This window comes from Pseudomonas fitomaticsae (genome assembly GCF_021018765.1).
GTDB lineage: Bacteria > Pseudomonadota > Gammaproteobacteria > Pseudomonadales > Pseudomonadaceae > Aquipseudomonas > Aquipseudomonas fitomaticsae.
Genome location: NZ_CP075567.1, coordinates 4,910,730 through 4,926,103, shown reverse-complemented (window position 1 = coordinate 4,926,103; position 15,374 = coordinate 4,910,730). Strand labels below are relative to the sequence as shown.

Genomic DNA, 15,374 nt, shown 5'->3' with positions numbered 1-15,374 from the left:
GAGATTACCACTTGACGGCGAAGACTCGTCGCAGGTCTTCAATCGCCTCTTCACCTAGCGGTGCGGGCTTGGGATTGCTCATGATCCACAGCTTCGCCGTTTCCTCGAGCTCTTCCAGGGCGAAGCTTGCTTTCGAGACCGAACTTTCCCAAACCACCGGGCCTAGTCGCTCAAGCATGACACCCCGCACGGTGTTAGCTAATCGCGCAACCTGTGCGGCTACATCGGGTGAGCCTGGACGCTGGTAAGCGACCAACGGGATGTGGCCAACCTTCATGACTTGATAAGGGGTCAGCGGCGGAAGGATATCGTCTTTATCCCAGACACCGGCAAGCGTCAGTGCTACGAGTGAGGTCGAATGCGTATGAACGACGCCGTTCACGTCGGGGTTGCGGTCATACACCTGGCGGTGCAGCTCTAGGGTTTTTGAAGGCTTACTGCCGGAGACCCAAGTGCCGTCCTTGCTGACTTTGGCTATTTCTTCTGGCCGCAGCCTTCCCAGGCAGGCATCAGTGGGGGTGATCAACCAACCGTCCTCCAGGCGCGCACTAATGTTCCCCGCACTGCCGACGGTATAGCCGCGCTCATAGAGGCTTTTTCCGACGACGCAAATTTCTTCACGTAGTTGTGCTTCGGTGTTCAACGTGTTCTCTCCCAAAAGGTGATGCTTCAGTGGACTCCGATCGCAGTTTCAAGATCGGGGATTTATGAGCAAAGGAGCCGCTCAGGTGCTGCTTCATCAAATGCGCGGCTTCCAGGTTAAGGCCTTGCTCCACTAACTCGATCATCCGAATGTGTTCGGCGCATTGCTTGTAGAGGCGCTTGCGGTCGATCATCGAGCGGTATTCGATCAACCGCCGCATGTTGTTCATCTGCACCAGGATCATGTGATACAGCGGGTTTCCGGAGAGCTTGATGAACTCCTCGTGGAAGCGAATTCCATTCTTGAGGAGGACATCTGCCGGCAAGCTATCGATGCCGCCGTCGAGCATGTCCTGCTGCTCTTTTTTCAAGCGTCGGAGCTTGGCCAGATCGTGCAGGTAAGTCGGCTCAAGCAGTGCCGCTGGCTCGATCAGCGAACGCACCTTGTAGATTTGTTCGAGGGTTTCCGGTGTCTTCGCCACATCCAGAAAACGCCAGCCATAACCTGGTTTCGGCTCAGCCCATCCGACTTTGGCCGCGCGATTGAGGATGTCGATGACCTGGGCTTTGGTGAGGTCATAGCGAGTGCGCAGGAACTGCTCCGTCACTTCGCTGGGGATTGCGTTGTTCAGCCAGTCTTCTGAGAGTCGGTAGTATTCGTCCGGCTCTTCAAGAGGAAGTACTTCGTCGTGGATCTGAGTCGGGGCCTGCACAGACTCCAGCACAAAGAATCCGCGATTGGGCAGCTGCTCAAGAACGTTTTGCTCCGAAAGCAAGACCAGCGCTTCTCGCGCCGGAGAGCGAGAAACGTTGAATTCGTCGGCAACTTTTTGTGCGCTTAGGTGAGCGCCCAGCAACAGTTCACCGGTCTGGATTTTCTGCCGGATCTCAGCAGCAATTCGTTGTACGAGGGCGCTTGAGGCCATATCTGTGATCACTTGCGAATGGGTTGGCAACAAACACAAACCGGCGAGGCCAGGCCTGTGAGATCAAATGGGGCGTACCTCGATTCGATCAGGTTTTGTCACGTATGACTACTTTTTAACGTGGAATTATGCAAAAAATTGCATGAGCCCATCCGTTACATCTTGAAGTGTTGAACCATGGAATTCAGTTCGAGGGCCAGTGAACCAAGGGATTGAGACGCGCTGGTAGTCTGTTGTGAGCCGGAGGCTGATTGCACAGACAGTTCTCGTATATTGAGCAGATTCTGGTCGACCGACCGCGCCACATGGGCTTGTTCCTCGGTTGCTGTGGTGATCATCAAGTTTCGTTGGTTGATGTCATCGTTGGCGGCCACGATTTCTGCCAAGGCACTTTGGGTAGACTGGGCCAGAGAGAGCGTCAGGCGGGTGTTTTCACTGCTACTGAGCATTGTCGACACGGCAGTATCCGTTCCGCTCTGGATCCGCTTGATCATGTCTTCAATTTCTCGCGTGGACTGAGCAGTGCGGTGAGCGAGTGCGCGGACCTCGTCGGCGACCACGGCAAAGCCTCGACCCGCATCGCCCGCCCGCGCAGCTTCAATGGCAGCGTTAAGTGCTAACAGATTGGTTTGTTCGGCGATTGTGCGAATCACGTCCAGCACCTTGCCAATGCCTTGTGCCTGGTCTGCCAGGTCTTTCACTTGTCTTGAACTGGTTTGTACATCCCGGGTAAGCGTTTCGATCGCACCAAGGGTTTCCACCATCCGTTGTTGGCCGCGAAGGGCTATGTCCCGGGACGCCACCGACAGCTCTGAAGTGGACAGCGCATTACGGGCTACCTCTTCAATAGCGGCGGTCATTTCATTGACCGCCGTGGCTGCCTGTTCGATTTCTGCGTGTTGTTGGTAAATATCCTGGCCTGATGCCTCTGCGACGGAGCTCAACTGGGCTGTGGCGCTGGTCAGCTGGTTCGATGAACCGGAAATTCGACCCAGGGTTTTGATCAGGTTGTCCTGCATGGTTGCCAGGGATTCGAGCAGACGGGTGGTTTCATCATTTCCGGTCGGATGGATGGGTTTACTTAAGTCTCCCTCGGCAATCGTTCTGGCCGCTCTTACCGCTGCATTCAGTGGTGCGGTGATACTGCGGGTCAGCAGCCATGCCACCAGGATGGTGCCAATGCCGACCAGGATGATCACCAGCACCACTCCTCTGACAGCACTTTGGTAAGCCTCTTCTGAATGATTGCCTGCTGTTTCCGCGCCTTGGTTCGAGCGTTCAATCAGGTCGTCGAAGTTCTTGGTCATCTGATCGTACGAGTCCCTGATGGTCATCAGAAATGCCCTGGCTCCTGTCTTATCTCCTTGACGAGAAAGCTTGAGCAACTCGAGGTGGTTTTTTGCATAAACCTCAAGGCTGGCATTAAAGGTATTCAAGCGATCTTTTTCTTCGTCGCTGACCAGCAGCTGTCCGTAGCGCTGCATCTGCTCACGAACTTGCTGCAGGCGACCTGCGGTCTTCTCCTCGTAGGACTGCATATCTTTATCGCTGACCGAAAGGATGTGCTGCATTGATCCCATTCGGTAGCGGTTCAACGCAGCGTTCGCCGCCCCTAATGCGCGAACCCGCTGCAGCCAGTTGTCCTTGATCTGGACCGATTGGTCCTGCACCTCATCAATTTGTCTCAAGGCGAATACCCCTAACGCGACGCTCAGCGCGGCAATGATGACGAACCCGAGCAACATTCGACCGGCGATTGAGAGATGTCTTGGGAGCATGAGCGGTGTCCTTCATCAGAGTGGCGCGATCCGAGTCTTAGCCGGATGCGTGTATTTATGCTGATTAAAATAGCATTGCATTTTGATGTGTCAATGTGCCAATATTTTTTTAGCGATTTTCCGAGGCGATTGATCTTGGTTTCGGGCTGTTGGTCTTTATGTGCCGGACTTGACTAGATCGAGTGGGCTCCTTACGCGGCCGCGAGCATCGCTGATCGTTTTCGTTAGATTGAATATTTGCATGTGAATATTCATCGGCCAAAGCCGGATTTTCCTTAGCGTTCAATAATAAAACCCTGTTCGAGGAACCATCTGTCATGCAGCGCAGAACCAAAATTGTGGCCACGTTGGGGCCAGCAACAGAGTCGGTCGAAGCCATAGAGGGCTTGGTTACGGCGGGCGTGGATGTCGTGCGTCTGAATTTTTCCCATGGCAGTGCTGAGGATCACATTGCCCGTGCCAGATTGGTTCGTGAGTTGGCGGCCAAGCACGGCCGCTTCGTGGCGGTGTTGGCAGACTTGCAAGGTCCGAAAATCCGAATTGCCCGTTTTTTGGAGGGGAAAGTGATCCTCGAAAAGGGGCAGCAGTTCGTGCTCGACGCTTCTCTGGACAAGAATGCAGGCGACAAGCAGCGAGTCGGCATTGATTACGAAGCGTTGATTACCGACAGCCGTCCAAACGACATCCTGCTGCTCGATGATGGACGAATCGAGCTCAAGGTCTTGAGTGTCGAGGCGACCCAATTGGTCTGCGAAGTCCTGGTCAGCGGGCCTCTCTCGAACAATAAAGGGATCAACCGCAAAGGCGGTGGGCTGTCTGCATCGGCGCTGACCGAGAAGGATTTCGCCGATATCAAGACTGCCGCACAGATGCAGGTTGACTACCTGGCCGTATCGTTCCCACGGGACGCTTCGGATATGGAGCAGGCGCGTCGATTGCTGCATGAGGCGGGAGGGCAGGCAGGTTTGATCGCTAAGATCGAGCGCGCCGAAACCGTCAATGACTTGCGTGTTCTGGATGCGATCATCGAAGCGTCGGAAGGTGTCATGGTCGCCCGTGGCGATTTGGGCGTGGAGATTGGCGACGCGGAATTGGTGGCGGTACAGAAACTGATTATCGACCGTGCTCGCACATTGAATCGGATCGTGATCACGGCGACGCAAATGATGGAGTCGATGATCACTCAGTCGATGCCGACTCGTGCTGAAGTATTCGACGTAGCCAATGCGGTACTCGATGGTACCGATGCGGTGATGCTCTCGGCGGAAACCGCAGCAGGGGCCTATCCGATCGAGACGGTCGAGGCCATGCATCGGATCATTATCGGTGCCGAAAAACACCCGCAGTCCCACCGTTCCAAGCACCGTGTCGATCAGGTGTTCCACAAGATCGACGAATCCATCGCCATGTCGGCGATGTATGCCGCGAACCATTTGCACGGCGTCAAAGCCATTATCTGTATGACGGAAAGCGGTGATACGCCACGTTTGATGTCGCGTATCCGCTCACACCTGCCGATTTTCGCATTCTCTCGCAATCTGACTACGCAGAATCGGGTCACGCTCTTTCGTGGAGTCACCACCATTCCATTCGACAGCGATGATTACGCCCCTGAGTTGGTGAATGAAAAAGCCGTGGAGCAATTGACCCGGCGCGGCGTGGTCAAGGCTGGCGATCACGTGTTGATTACCAAGGGCGACTACCTTAACGCCCAGGGTGGCACTAACTCCCTTCGCGTCGTCTGCGTCGGTGAAACCATTCGCTGAGTGAGGAAGCCTTGATGAATGCGATCAATTCAACGGACCACGACGGGGTGCATCACCGCGATCGTGACACCTGGCCAAGAGACTTCGATTTTCGTGAGCAGTACGCGGAGCAGCAGGAATTGATGAAGTTGCAGGGCGACAGCACGCCAGCGCCGAAACTTCCGAATGGGGAAAACCATGCTTAATAAAAACAGCCTGATTCAACACATCAATGCCCGGGAGATACTGGACTCGCGAGGGAACCCGACAGTCGAAGCCGTGGTGACACTCATGAATGGAGTCAGTGCTACCGCCAGCGTCCCCTCGGGAGCTTCGACCGGTTCACGGGAAGCGCTTGAGTTACGAGACAACGAATCGCGTTACATGGGCAAAGGTGTAATGCGGGCGGTCGAGAACGTGAACAATCCGATTCGTGAATGCCTGATCGGATTGGATGCTTTAAACCAGCGCGAGATCGACGATGCCATGATCGCCCTGGATGGCAGTGAGAGTAAGAGCGTCTTGGGCGCCAATGCGATTCTTGCCGTTTCATTGGCGACGGCAAAAGCTGCCGCCCAGTTCCAGAATATTCCTTTGTACGAGCATCTGGCGGCGCTATACGGCTCGCCGGGCCAGTTCAGCATGCCGGTGCCCATGATGAACATCATCAATGGTGGTGAGCATGCCGATAACAACATCGATATCCAGGAGTTCATGATTCAGCCCATCGGCGCTTCGTCGTTCCGTGAAGGACTGCGCATGGGCGCCGAGGTGTTCCATGCCCTGAAGAAGGTTCTGTCGGAGCGGGGATTGAGCACGGCGGTGGGGGATGAGGGGGGATTTGCACCTTCGCTGGCCTCCAATGAAGAAGCGTTGATTGTTATCAAAGAAGCGGTAAGTCGAGCGGGCTACGAGTTGGGCAAGGACATTACTTTGGCACTCGATTGTGCTGCCTCTGAGTTTTACCAGGACGGTCAATACGTGCTTGCTGGTGAAGATCAGTCGTTCAGTTCGGCTGGCTTCGCCGATTACCTGGCAATGCTGTGCGCCAAGTACCCGATTATTTCCATTGAAGACGGGATGGATGAAAGCGATTGGGACGGCTGGGCAGGTTTGACCCGGAAACTGGGCCACCTGCAGCTGGTGGGGGACGATCTGTTCGTCACCAACACCAAGATCCTGCGCGAGGGCATTCAAAAAGGGATCGGTAATTCCATCCTGATCAAGTTCAACCAGATCGGCACGCTCAGCGAGACGCTGGATGCCATTCGCATGGCTCAGGATGCCGGTTACACCGCAGTGATCTCCCATCGTTCGGGGGAGACCGAAGACACCACGATTGCCGATCTCGCGGTCGCCACTTGCGCCGGGCAAATCAAGACAGGTTCGCTCAGCCGATCCGACCGAGTTGGGAAATATAACCGTCTGTTGCGCATTGAAGAGGTGTTGCAGGAGCGTGCGCCATACAACACTTCCGATCTTTTGCAGAGGAACGCCTGAATCATGCAGACCTCTCCAAACAAGAAACAACTGGTGATCGGCAATTGGAAAATGAATGGCAGTAGCGCTGCCAACGCAGGGTTGTTGCGTAGTTTGCTGCCGGTGATTTCGAGTCTTGAAGGTGTTGAAGTTGCGCTGTGCCCACCGTTTCCCTATCTCAGTACCGTCGCGGATCTGCTCGATGATTCGGACGTTGCGCTGGGCGCCCAGAATCTCAGCACCGAGCTGACAGGGGCTTATACAGGTGAAGTCGGCGGGACCATGCTCCGTGATATCGGTTGTCGCTTCGTGCTGGTCGGGCACTCCGAGCGTCGGGCGCTGTATGGCGAAGATGATGCATGTGTGGCGAAGAAATTTGCCACGGCATTACAAGCCGGGCTCATTCCGGTCCTGTGCGTTGGCGAAACCCTGGTTCAACGTCAAAGCGGTGAAACGCAAGCCATCGTCACTGCACAGTTAAATGCAGTACTGAACGCTGTGGGTTTCAATGATCTGGTCAAGGGCGTGATTGCCTACGAACCGGTCTGGGCCATTGGTACAGGCGAAACGGCAACCCCTGAACAAGCACAAGCGGTGCATCGGCATATCCGACAGTGGTTGGCTAGCCAGCACCGCGCCGCTGCTGCTGATTGCAGGATTTTGTACGGTGGAAGTGTGAAGGCCGACAATGCAGAGCAATTGTTCAGTCAGCCCGATATAGACGGCGGCTTGATCGGCGGTGCATCCCTGGATGCGATGTCCTTTGCTGCCATCTGCAGTGCCGCCCAGGTTAAGCCGACGAGTTGATCCTTGCGCGATTTGAAATCTTTTAAATGTGTAGGCGCGGGGTGTCAGATCGACCCCGTCTCCCGCTCCGCGTCGCTTGCAAGCACAGAGGTACGAAATGACTTTGAACAACCGTCTCGAAGCACTGTTCCCAAGTGCTGACGAAATTCCCGCTCAGTACCGCCCAGGCCCAGCGATCGAACAGCGAGAGTACCTCGTCAACGGTGAGCTGCGATTGTGGGAAGGTCCAGTGGCGGCCGTGCGCAGCCCCGTGTGCCTGAAAAAAGAATCAGGCCATGCGTTCGTCATTCTAGGCAGCACACCGCTGCTGGATGCGCAGACCGCCATGACCGCTTTGGACGCCGCGGTGCAGGCTTATGATCGGGGCCAGGGTGCCTGGCCGACCCTGCGCGTGGTCGAGCGCATTCGCCACGTCGAGGCGTTCCTCAGCCGTATGCGTGAGCAGCGCGAAGCCGTCGTCAAATTGTTGATGTGGGAGATAGGCAAGAACCTCAAGGATTCAGAGAAAGAATTCGATCGCACTTGCGACTACATCGTCGACACCATCAATGCCTTGAAGGAACTGGATCGCCGGTCCAGCCGTTTCGAGCTGGAACAGGACACCTTGGGGCAGATCCGTCGCGTACCGCTGGGTGTGACACTGTGCATGGGGCCATACAACTACCCACTCAACGAAACGTTCACGACGTTGATCCCAGCCTTGATCATGGGCAATACCGTGGTGTTCAAGCCCGCCAAGTTCGGCGTGTTGCTGATCCGGCCTTTACTTGAAGCGTTCCGTGACAGCTTCCCGGCTGGCGTCATTAACATCATCTACGGTAGCGGACGAGAAACCGTCAGCGCGTTGATGGCCAGTGGCAAGATTGACGTCTTTGCATTCATCGGCACCAACAAGGCCGCCAGCGACCTGAAAAAACTGCATCCCAAGCCACATCGCTTGCGGGCTGCACTCGGCCTGGATGCCAAGAATCCTGGCATCGTCCTGCCGGATGTCGATCTGGATAACGCTGTATCGGAAGCGGTTACCGGTTCCCTGTCGTTCAATGGACAACGTTGCACCGCGCTGAAAATTCTCTTTGTGCATGAAAATGTCGTTGACGCTTTTCTGAATAAGTTTCAGGCCAGGCTTGCCCAGTTGAAGCCGGGCATGCCCTGGGAAGCCGGAGTCGCTTTGACGCCATTGCCGGAGCCCGGCAAGACAGACTTCCTCACGGCACTCGTAGCCGACGCTGTCAGCAAAGGCGCCAAAGTGGTCAATGCTGGAGGCGGTGAGGTCTGTGAGACATTCTTTTATCCGGCGTTGCTTTATCCGGTGACCGCCGAGATGCGGGTGTACCACGAAGAGCAATTCGGGCCGGTCGTGCCGGTGGTGGTTTACCGCGACCTGGAAGCAGTTATCGACTACGTCCTCGACTCCGACTTCGGCCAGCAGCTGAGTATTTTCGGCAACGACTCCGCACAAGTGGGTCGCTTGGTGGATGCGTTCGCCAATCAGGTGGGTCGGATCAACATCAATGCGCAATGCCAGCGTGGGCCGGACAGCTTTCCTTTCAACGGCCGAAAAAACTCTGCCGAAGGAACCTTGTCGGTCCATGACGCGTTGCGGGTGTTTTCCATCCGGACGTTGGTGGCTACCAAGTTCCAAGAGAGCAATAAGGCGTTGGTCAGCGACATCATTCGGCGGCGTGAGTCGAGTTTTCTGACCACCGATTACATCTTTTAGGGGGGCATGATGACTACGCGCTCCTTGATTATTCTCGACGGTGTCGGCATTCGTCAGGCGACTGAGTCCAATGCCTTTGCGGCGGCCAGGAAGCCCACATTCGATGCACTGCTCAAGCGCTTTGCGAACAGCCAGATCGAAACCTCAGGCTTGGCGGTTGGACTGCCTGAAGGTCAGATGGGGAACTCCGAAGTCGGACATATGAACCTGGGAGCAGGCCGGGTGGTTTACCAGAGCCTGACCCGGATCGATAAGGCCTTGGCGGATGGAGAATTCGCCCGTAACCCGGCGTTGCTGGAATTGCTCCAGAATGTAAAGAGCCGAGACGGCGCTGTACACGTCATGGGGCTACTTTCTCCTGGCGGTGTTCACAGTCACATCGATCAGATCGTCGCGACATGCAGATGTCTTGCCGAGCAAGGCGTCCAAAAAATCCACGTACATGGTTTTCTAGATGGTCGGGATACACCACCCAGAAGTGCACAAATGTCGCTTGATGCTTTGGAGCATGAGTTCGCTCGCCTCGGTGTAGGGCGGATCGTCTCGTTAGTCGGTCGTTACTATGCAATGGATCGCGATAACCGCTGGTCCCGGATCGAAGCCGCTTATCGCCTGATTGTTTCAGCGGATGCTGGGTATCATGCGGCAACCGTTTCCGAGGCGTTGTCAGCGGCTTACGAGCGCGGGGAATCAGATGAGTTCGTCAAACCGACAACGATCGGACAACCGGCCGGCGTAGGACCTAATGATGCACTGATCTTCATGAATTTCCGCCCCGATCGTGCTCGGGAATTGACCCAGGCATTGATTCAACCGGACTTCGAGGCGTTTGAGCGACCTCTTGTGTTTCCCAAAGATCGCTTGCTGACATTGACGCGTTATTCCGAAGAGCTGGATTGCCCCTGTGCGTTCGGTCCCGAGGCCATCCACAACAGCTTGGGCGAACACCTGGCGATTCTGGGAAAAAGACAATTACGCATTGCCGAAACCGAGAAATACGCCCACGTCACGTTCTTCTTCAACGGTGGGCGAGAGCAACCTTTCCCAGGTGAGGAACGGATCCTGATTCCGTCACCTGATGTCGCTTCCTATGATCTCCAGCCAGAGATGAGTGCGCCGCTGCTGACGGATCATCTGGTCAGCGCCATCGCCGGCGGCACGTTCGATTTGATCGTCTGCAACTACGCCAATGGCGACATGGTGGGACACACCGGTTCTTTTGATGCCGCGGTGAAGGCCGTTGAGGTACTTGATGACTGCTTGCGCCGTGTCGTGGAAGCGACACTGGCTGCGGGCGGCGAATGCCTGATTACCGCCGATCACGGCAATGTCGAGCAGATGCTTGATGTTGAATCAGGTCAGGCACACACCGCTCACACCTTGAATCCCGTCCCCTTGATTCTGGTCAGTGAACAGCCTGGTCGTGCCGGGCTCAAGAACGGCCGGCTGTGTGATATCGCGCCAACCTTGTTGCAGATGCTGAGTTTGCCTATTCCATCAGAGATGGATGGCAAGTCGCTGCTTACCGTCTGATTGGTCCACAGGCGCCATCAGAGCATCGCCGACTTGATGACTGGCTTGGTCACCTATCGTCGAGGCGATGCGGCTTATCACGACTCGCTCACTTTGAGCATACGGGCATCGCCAAACAGGGTGATGCCTTTTTTTTCTGAGCAAACGAGAGTTTTGACGTTATGGAATGGTTTCTCAATCCGGAGATCTGGATCGCGTTTTTTACCCTGACAGTGTTGGAAATCGTTTTGGGGATCGACAACATCATCATGATTTCGATTCTGGTCAGCCGCATGCCCAAAACCATGCAGTCAAAGACACGTTTTTTTGGCCTGGCCCTCGCCATGGTTACGCGCATTCTTTTGCTGCTTTCCATCACTTGGATCATGCGCCTGACAGCGGATCTATTTCATATTTTAAATCAGGGAATTTCTGGTCGTGATCTAATTCTTTTCTTCGGTGGTTTGTTTCTATTGTGGAAGAGCAGCAGCGAGATTTTTCAGGAGCTGGAAGGCGGGGAAGAGGGGGGATCTGAGTTCGGGAAAAAAGGCGCTGGTTTTCTGAGCACCATTATTCAGATAGCTATCATCGATATTGTCTTTTCCCTAGACTCAGTCATCACAGCTGTCGGTATGGTCTCACACGTGCCGGTGATGATCGCGGCCATCGTGGTCGCAGTCATAATCATGATGCTTGCCGCGGGCACGATCAGTGCGTTTATCGATAAGCACCCAAGTTTGAAGATGCTCGCCTTGGCATTTCTGATTGTCGTCGGCACTGTACTGATTGCAGATGCCTTGGGTTTTCATATACCCAAAGGCTACGTCTACTTTGCGATGGGTTTTTCGCTCATGGTGGAGGCGTTGAACATTCGTCTGCGGACCGGCCAGAAAAAAGGCCCGAGCGTTGGGGGCATGGACGAGCAAAAAATTGGAAGTAGAGGGCAGTGAAGGTGTGACTGATTGAACGCTTGGGAATGTGGGGCCATTCTTGATAGAACGCATGGCCCCACATCGGTCAGTCTCCTTAATGCAGTTTACTGATCAGCGCATTGAGGAAGACCGCTTGTTCGTTATAGGGGTTCTCGGCTGTGTACTGTGGGTCATTTGCATCACAGCACTTAGGGTCAGGTTTATCCCATGTCGACCACTGTACGACGACAATATTCTCACGTTGGTTGATCGCGATGAATTGTCCATAAATACCGACAGCTGAGAACGTCCAATCAGAAACACTTGCTGGCTGGCCTTTAACCGGATCTCGACCTTGCACCGGAACAGCGCCGGTCGGCACGGTAGTGTTCTGCAGCGGAGCTCCAATGTCTACGTAGAGGGGCGCGGCTTGGTTTTTGCCGCCGATTAGCGAGTCGTCGTAGGCAGGGCTGAACCACCACATATAGCCATACATGCCATTGTCAGCAAAGTGAGGAAATACTGAAGACGCATTCCAGGTTGTTGCATCACGGACCCAGTTATCGGGAAGCACATGAGAGCCATCTGGCAACACACCGTTATTCAGGATGAACTGACCGAAACGTCCATAATCTCGTAAGGTAGCGTTGAAGCCGCTACCTCCCGAGGCTATGCCGTTTTGCGCCCACCAGTTGCCATCCGCTTCCATGCCGTACGGTTGCCAGATTTTTTTCTGTAAGTATTGTGCCAGGTTCATTTTAGTCGCGCGTTGCACGATCAGGCCGGTTAGAAATGCTTCGCCGGTGTTGTACACGAATACCGCCCCGGGCTTTTTTTCCTGGCCCGTAGCGGGGTCGGTATCCATGTGTAGGGATTTCATAAGCGCGATGACACAGTTCGCCGGCTCAGTTGCTTTCAAACAATGAAGCATTTTGGATAGATCAGCCTGCGGGTCAACTTCGGTTTCGTTCCATTTCACCCCCGTGGACATGCGGATCAAATTGTGAAGAGTCATGTTCTCGTAAACAGACCCCTTTAACTCGGGAATATAGGTGCCGACTGTTTCATCGAGGCTTTTAACGGCGCCGTCCTTGATGGCGGCACCCATCAACGTTGATGTGACGGACTTGGTAACCGATTTGCCGTCCCAAACGCTTGAGCTATTGAGTCCCTCTCTATATTTCTCAAGGGCAATTTTACCGTTCTTTATCACTAATAGAGCGGTGGCTTTGTTGTTTTTCATGAAATCATCGACGGTATTTCCTTTATGTGGAGAACCGTCGGGATTGCTACCGTATTGGTATGTCGTTGAGCTAGCGAGTGCTTGGATCTTACTGTCTGCTTGTGGGAGCGGATAAACGTTGGCGCTTTTCTTGAAGGGCTCCGTACTAAATAGGTCAGAGCTGTGGCTAAAACCAATAACTTTTTCCTGTGTCGACCACGAGAAGAGTTTTTGAGGGTCTGGCATTGTTGTGTTGTTTGTTTTGGTGTCGGCGACGGCAAAGTTGGTGGCAATGATCGAAAGTGCCAGGCACTTCGTCATGAGCGTCTGTTTGATGTGTTTATTCATGTTAACCCTTCATGTTGCGATTGGTGTTAGAGGTGGGGCGTTTTTTGCTTTCAAAATCAATAGATCCAAGAAAAGTGCGGCTAACGAATCCGCACACTTCAAATTGAATTTGCATTAGAATTTTTTACTGAGGGCAAGCACCACGCCTGATTTACACAAGTCGTCGTAACCGGTGAGGCTGTAACATTGAGCATCTGACAGATTGGTATCGAAATAGCCGACCGTCGTCGTAACTCCAAAAAAGTCGCGTGCCAGAGTGAGTTCCCAGTTGCTGTATTTTGATGTAGCTCTGGTGAAGTCCGAGTTGTAGATCATGTCGTCTTTGAAATCGAGAATTTCATATTTCACCTGAGCGGTGATGGCTTCTGGAAGAAGAGCGTGGAAACCGACGAAGTTGGTAGTGGTTGTTTCTTCGGTGCCGACGGAGTGTCTCATACCCAGGAAGAAACCATACATGTCCAGGGTCGAACGAACATAGCCTCCGTTGAACTGACTTTCTTTAGGGTACGTGTACTTCAGGTAGTAAGTGTCAAGGGATATGGCATCGGTAATTTGCCAATAATAGCCGGTATAATAGTCCAGCTCTTGTCTCGTGGCGAAATGATTGGAGTCGACGTAGTCATGACCGAAATCTACCCCGGAAGTGAAAATGCCTAGGTAAGCGCCGGTTTTGTTATAAAGCAATATGTCCAGTTGTGCGACAGGGTCGCCCATGGATTGTGAAATGCCAGCGAACCGGTAGTCAGTGATCAATACGGGAGTTATTTGAAGTGTGTTGTTTTCGGAGAGCTCTATTGCGTTTGCCGTCAATGTGGCGGAAAGAGCCAAAGTAAAAAGCAACGGACTTGTAATGGTATTCATTGTAAGATCAGCCTTTGTTGTGCTCTATTATAGTTTTAGGCATTTCTGAGTTGAATAGCAGGGCATTTATCTTATTTTTGTCTCGGCGGGTTGCGCACGCACGTACTCTTAATCTCTCTGCCAGGAGAGAAGGAGCTTCGAGGGTATCCTTGCCCATGGAAAGTATGGCGGGTGTGCTTGCTATCGTATTTCTAAAAAATCAATAATGTAATACCTGGCTAAGAAAAATTCGGTTTCCTGCCAGGAAATAATAAAAACTAATGCTGCACTAGCCACGACGGATTTCAACCCGTTGGTCGGATATTTTTTGCGCTTGAGTTGCGTAGAACACTGAGAAAGCGTTGTGAGTGGTTTGCGGGATGCGGGAAGGGGGACTCAGAGACGGATTTAAGAGGGCGTTATGTCGGCCTTATTAGCTAGTCGGTAGTTTGGTTGGTTGTAATGTCTGCACCGATGACTTTAAGCTTTAATTTCACCAGCTCAATGAATTGATGGATTTTTTTTGTGTCCCTTCGGTGACTAGGGTAAACAGCCAGGATATGCGGTCCAAACGCATCTGGGTCTACCCCGCAGCCGGGTTCGACCAAAACCAAGCGTTCATTGATTAGGTACTTGGAAATGCTCCAAAGTGGGGCGTGCAATATGCCGACTCCCTCTATTGCAGCTTCTATCAAAAGGTCAAAGTTATCACTTAATATTTTTGGTTCGGGCATCTCGAAACGGATAGTTTCGTTTTCTTTGTGCAGGTACCAGAAACGTTGATTCAATGCGGGGTGTCGATACACAAGCCATAGATGTTCATGCAGGTGACCGGGCCTTAATCTATGTGGCCTGGAGGATATGTATTCACGGCTGGCCACCATCACCACATCGTTTCGCCCGATCGGTTTCGATATCAGGCCTGGTAAATCACATTTGCCTTCGTGAAAAATGAGATCGAAGCCACCTTCGAGAATTTTTCGGTCATCATCGCTTAGCGTTATTTGAAGATGTATCAGGGGGTGGTTTTTTGAAAAGCTGGCGCTAACTGAGTTTAAGAAAGCCGCACCAAATGCGAGCGGCGCCGCAATGCGCAACTCCCCGCTTAATTGATTTTGCAATTGATTGATTTGTTCGTCAGCTTGTTCGAGTTTTAGGATGATTTCTCGTGCAGCTTCTACCAGTACTTTGCCTGCCTCGGTCAACTGGATTTTCCGAGTGCTTCTCTCGAATAAACTTGCTCCGACCTCCTTTTCTAGGCCGGATATTATTTTGGTTACGGCGGAAGGGGTTTTGCCTAATATAAGGGCTGCTTGGCTAAAGCTATTTTGGTCGGCAACGCATAGTAATGTAATCAATGCAGTGTGTTTGTCCATTTCAATGCCCTTTTTATTTTATGGGTGCACCTTGAAAAGTGGATGGGTGACAAATATATTGTTCA

13 protein-coding genes and 1 pseudogene are annotated in these 15,374 nt (G+C 53.2%); 7 read left to right on the top strand and 7 right to left on the bottom strand.

What is annotated here, in order from left to right:
* Nucleotides 1-4: 4 nt before the first annotated feature.
* From otnC to KJY40_RS29745, 4 genes and pseudogenes are all read right to left on the bottom strand, one after another.
* A complete protein-coding gene (otnC, locus tag KJY40_RS22215) occupies nt 5-643 on the bottom strand; it encodes a 3-oxo-tetronate 4-phosphate decarboxylase (RefSeq protein WP_230732874.1) in 639 nt (212 codons plus the stop codon).
* Nucleotides 618-1,568 carry a GntR family transcriptional regulator gene (locus KJY40_RS22210; RefSeq protein ID WP_230732872.1) on the bottom strand — a complete coding sequence of 317 codons (951 nt, stop codon included), beginning with the start codon at nt 1,566-1,568 and terminating at the stop codon, nt 618-620. Before KJY40_RS22210 ends, otnC begins: the two co-directional genes overlap by 26 nt.
* 155 nt (nt 1,569-1,723) lie before the next feature.
* Complete coding sequence (locus KJY40_RS29750) at nt 1,724-2,587, bottom strand: methyl-accepting chemotaxis protein (protein ID WP_407682006.1); 864 nt, start codon at nt 2,585-2,587, stop codon at nt 1,724-1,726.
* Nucleotides 2,585-3,346: pseudogene (locus KJY40_RS29745) on the bottom strand (MCP four helix bundle domain-containing protein); the annotation flags it as partial. The pseudogene KJY40_RS29745 and the gene KJY40_RS29750, both read right to left, overlap by 3 nt.
* Before the next feature lie 317 nt (nt 3,347-3,663).
* Here KJY40_RS29745 and pyk point away from each other — a divergent pair.
* From pyk to KJY40_RS22170, 7 genes are all read left to right on the top strand, one after another.
* Nucleotides 3,664-5,112, top strand: coding sequence for a pyruvate kinase (gene pyk, locus KJY40_RS22200; protein WP_230732871.1), 1,449 nt, complete (start codon nt 3,664-3,666; stop codon nt 5,110-5,112).
* Between the two features lie 14 nt (nt 5,113-5,126).
* A complete protein-coding gene (locus KJY40_RS22195) occupies nt 5,127-5,297 on the top strand; it encodes a hypothetical protein (protein ID WP_220556769.1) in 171 nt (56 codons plus the stop codon).
* A complete protein-coding gene (gene eno / locus KJY40_RS22190) occupies nt 5,290-6,591 on the top strand; it encodes a phosphopyruvate hydratase (RefSeq protein ID WP_230732869.1) in 1,302 nt (433 codons plus the stop codon). The genes KJY40_RS22195 and eno overlap by 8 nt, the downstream gene beginning before the upstream one ends.
* Before the next feature lie 3 nt (nt 6,592-6,594).
* The gene (tpiA, locus tag KJY40_RS22185; protein WP_220556767.1) at nt 6,595-7,377 is read left to right on the top strand and encodes a triose-phosphate isomerase; all 783 of its coding nucleotides are present in this window, start codon (nt 6,595-6,597) and stop codon (nt 7,375-7,377) included.
* Nucleotides 7,378-7,474: 97 nt separating this feature from the next.
* A complete protein-coding gene (locus KJY40_RS22180; RefSeq protein WP_220556766.1) occupies nt 7,475-9,100 on the top strand; it encodes an NADP-dependent glyceraldehyde-3-phosphate dehydrogenase in 1,626 nt (541 codons plus the stop codon).
* A 9-nt stretch (nt 9,101-9,109) separates the two neighbouring features.
* A complete protein-coding gene (gene gpmI, locus KJY40_RS22175; protein WP_230732866.1) occupies nt 9,110-10,633 on the top strand; it encodes a 2,3-bisphosphoglycerate-independent phosphoglycerate mutase in 1,524 nt (507 codons plus the stop codon).
* A gap of 161 nt (nt 10,634-10,794) precedes the next feature.
* On the top strand, nt 10,795-11,562 hold the full coding sequence (locus tag KJY40_RS22170) for a TerC family protein (RefSeq protein WP_220556764.1): 768 nt from the start codon (nt 10,795-10,797) through the stop codon (nt 11,560-11,562).
* Nucleotides 11,563-11,638: 76 nt separating this feature from the next.
* Here KJY40_RS22170 and KJY40_RS22165 read toward each other — a convergent pair whose 3' ends face one another.
* The 3 genes from KJY40_RS22165 to KJY40_RS22155 form a co-directional block, all read right to left on the bottom strand.
* A complete protein-coding gene (locus KJY40_RS22165) occupies nt 11,639-13,093 on the bottom strand; it encodes a serine hydrolase domain-containing protein (RefSeq protein WP_220556763.1) in 1,455 nt (484 codons plus the stop codon).
* A gap of 114 nt (nt 13,094-13,207) precedes the next feature.
* Nucleotides 13,208-13,954 (bottom strand): TorF family putative porin, encoded by a 747-nt coding sequence (locus tag KJY40_RS22160; protein ID WP_220556762.1) that lies wholly within the window; start codon nt 13,952-13,954, stop codon nt 13,208-13,210.
* Between the two features lie 416 nt (nt 13,955-14,370).
* The gene (locus KJY40_RS22155) at nt 14,371-15,309 is read right to left on the bottom strand and encodes a LysR family transcriptional regulator (protein WP_220556761.1); all 939 of its coding nucleotides are present in this window, start codon (nt 15,307-15,309) and stop codon (nt 14,371-14,373) included.
* Nucleotides 15,310-15,374 lie beyond the last annotated feature (65 nt).

Bases quoted from the DNA above. Each gene is read 5' to 3' on its own strand.
- KJY40_RS22165 (WP_220556763.1), bottom strand. From the start codon at position 13,093: ATGAATAAACACATCAAACAGACGCTCATGACGAAGTGCCTGGCACTT.
- KJY40_RS22160 (WP_220556762.1), bottom strand. From the start codon at position 13,954: ATGAATACCATTACAAGTCCGTTGCTTTTTACTTTGGCTCTTTCCGCC.
- KJY40_RS22155 (WP_220556761.1), bottom strand. From the start codon at position 15,309: ATGGACAAACACACTGCATTGATTACATTACTATGCGTTGCCGACCAA.
- KJY40_RS29750 (WP_407682006.1), bottom strand. From the start codon at position 2,587: ATGCAGGACAACCTGATCAAAACCCTGGGTCGAATTTCCGGTTCATCG.
- KJY40_RS22170 (WP_220556764.1), top strand. From the start codon at position 10,795: ATGGAATGGTTTCTCAATCCGGAGATCTGGATCGCGTTTTTTACCCTG.
- KJY40_RS22210 (WP_230732872.1), bottom strand. From the start codon at position 1,568: ATGGCCTCAAGCGCCCTCGTACAACGAATTGCTGCTGAGATCCGGCAG.
- gpmI (WP_230732866.1), top strand. From the start codon at position 9,110: ATGACTACGCGCTCCTTGATTATTCTCGACGGTGTCGGCATTCGTCAG.
- KJY40_RS22180 (WP_220556766.1), top strand. From the start codon at position 7,475: ATGACTTTGAACAACCGTCTCGAAGCACTGTTCCCAAGTGCTGACGAA.
- tpiA (WP_220556767.1), top strand. From the start codon at position 6,595: ATGCAGACCTCTCCAAACAAGAAACAACTGGTGATCGGCAATTGGAAA.
- KJY40_RS22195 (WP_220556769.1), top strand. From the start codon at position 5,127: ATGAATGCGATCAATTCAACGGACCACGACGGGGTGCATCACCGCGAT.
- pyk (WP_230732871.1), top strand. From the start codon at position 3,664: ATGCAGCGCAGAACCAAAATTGTGGCCACGTTGGGGCCAGCAACAGAG.
- eno (WP_230732869.1), top strand. From the start codon at position 5,290: ATGCTTAATAAAAACAGCCTGATTCAACACATCAATGCCCGGGAGATA.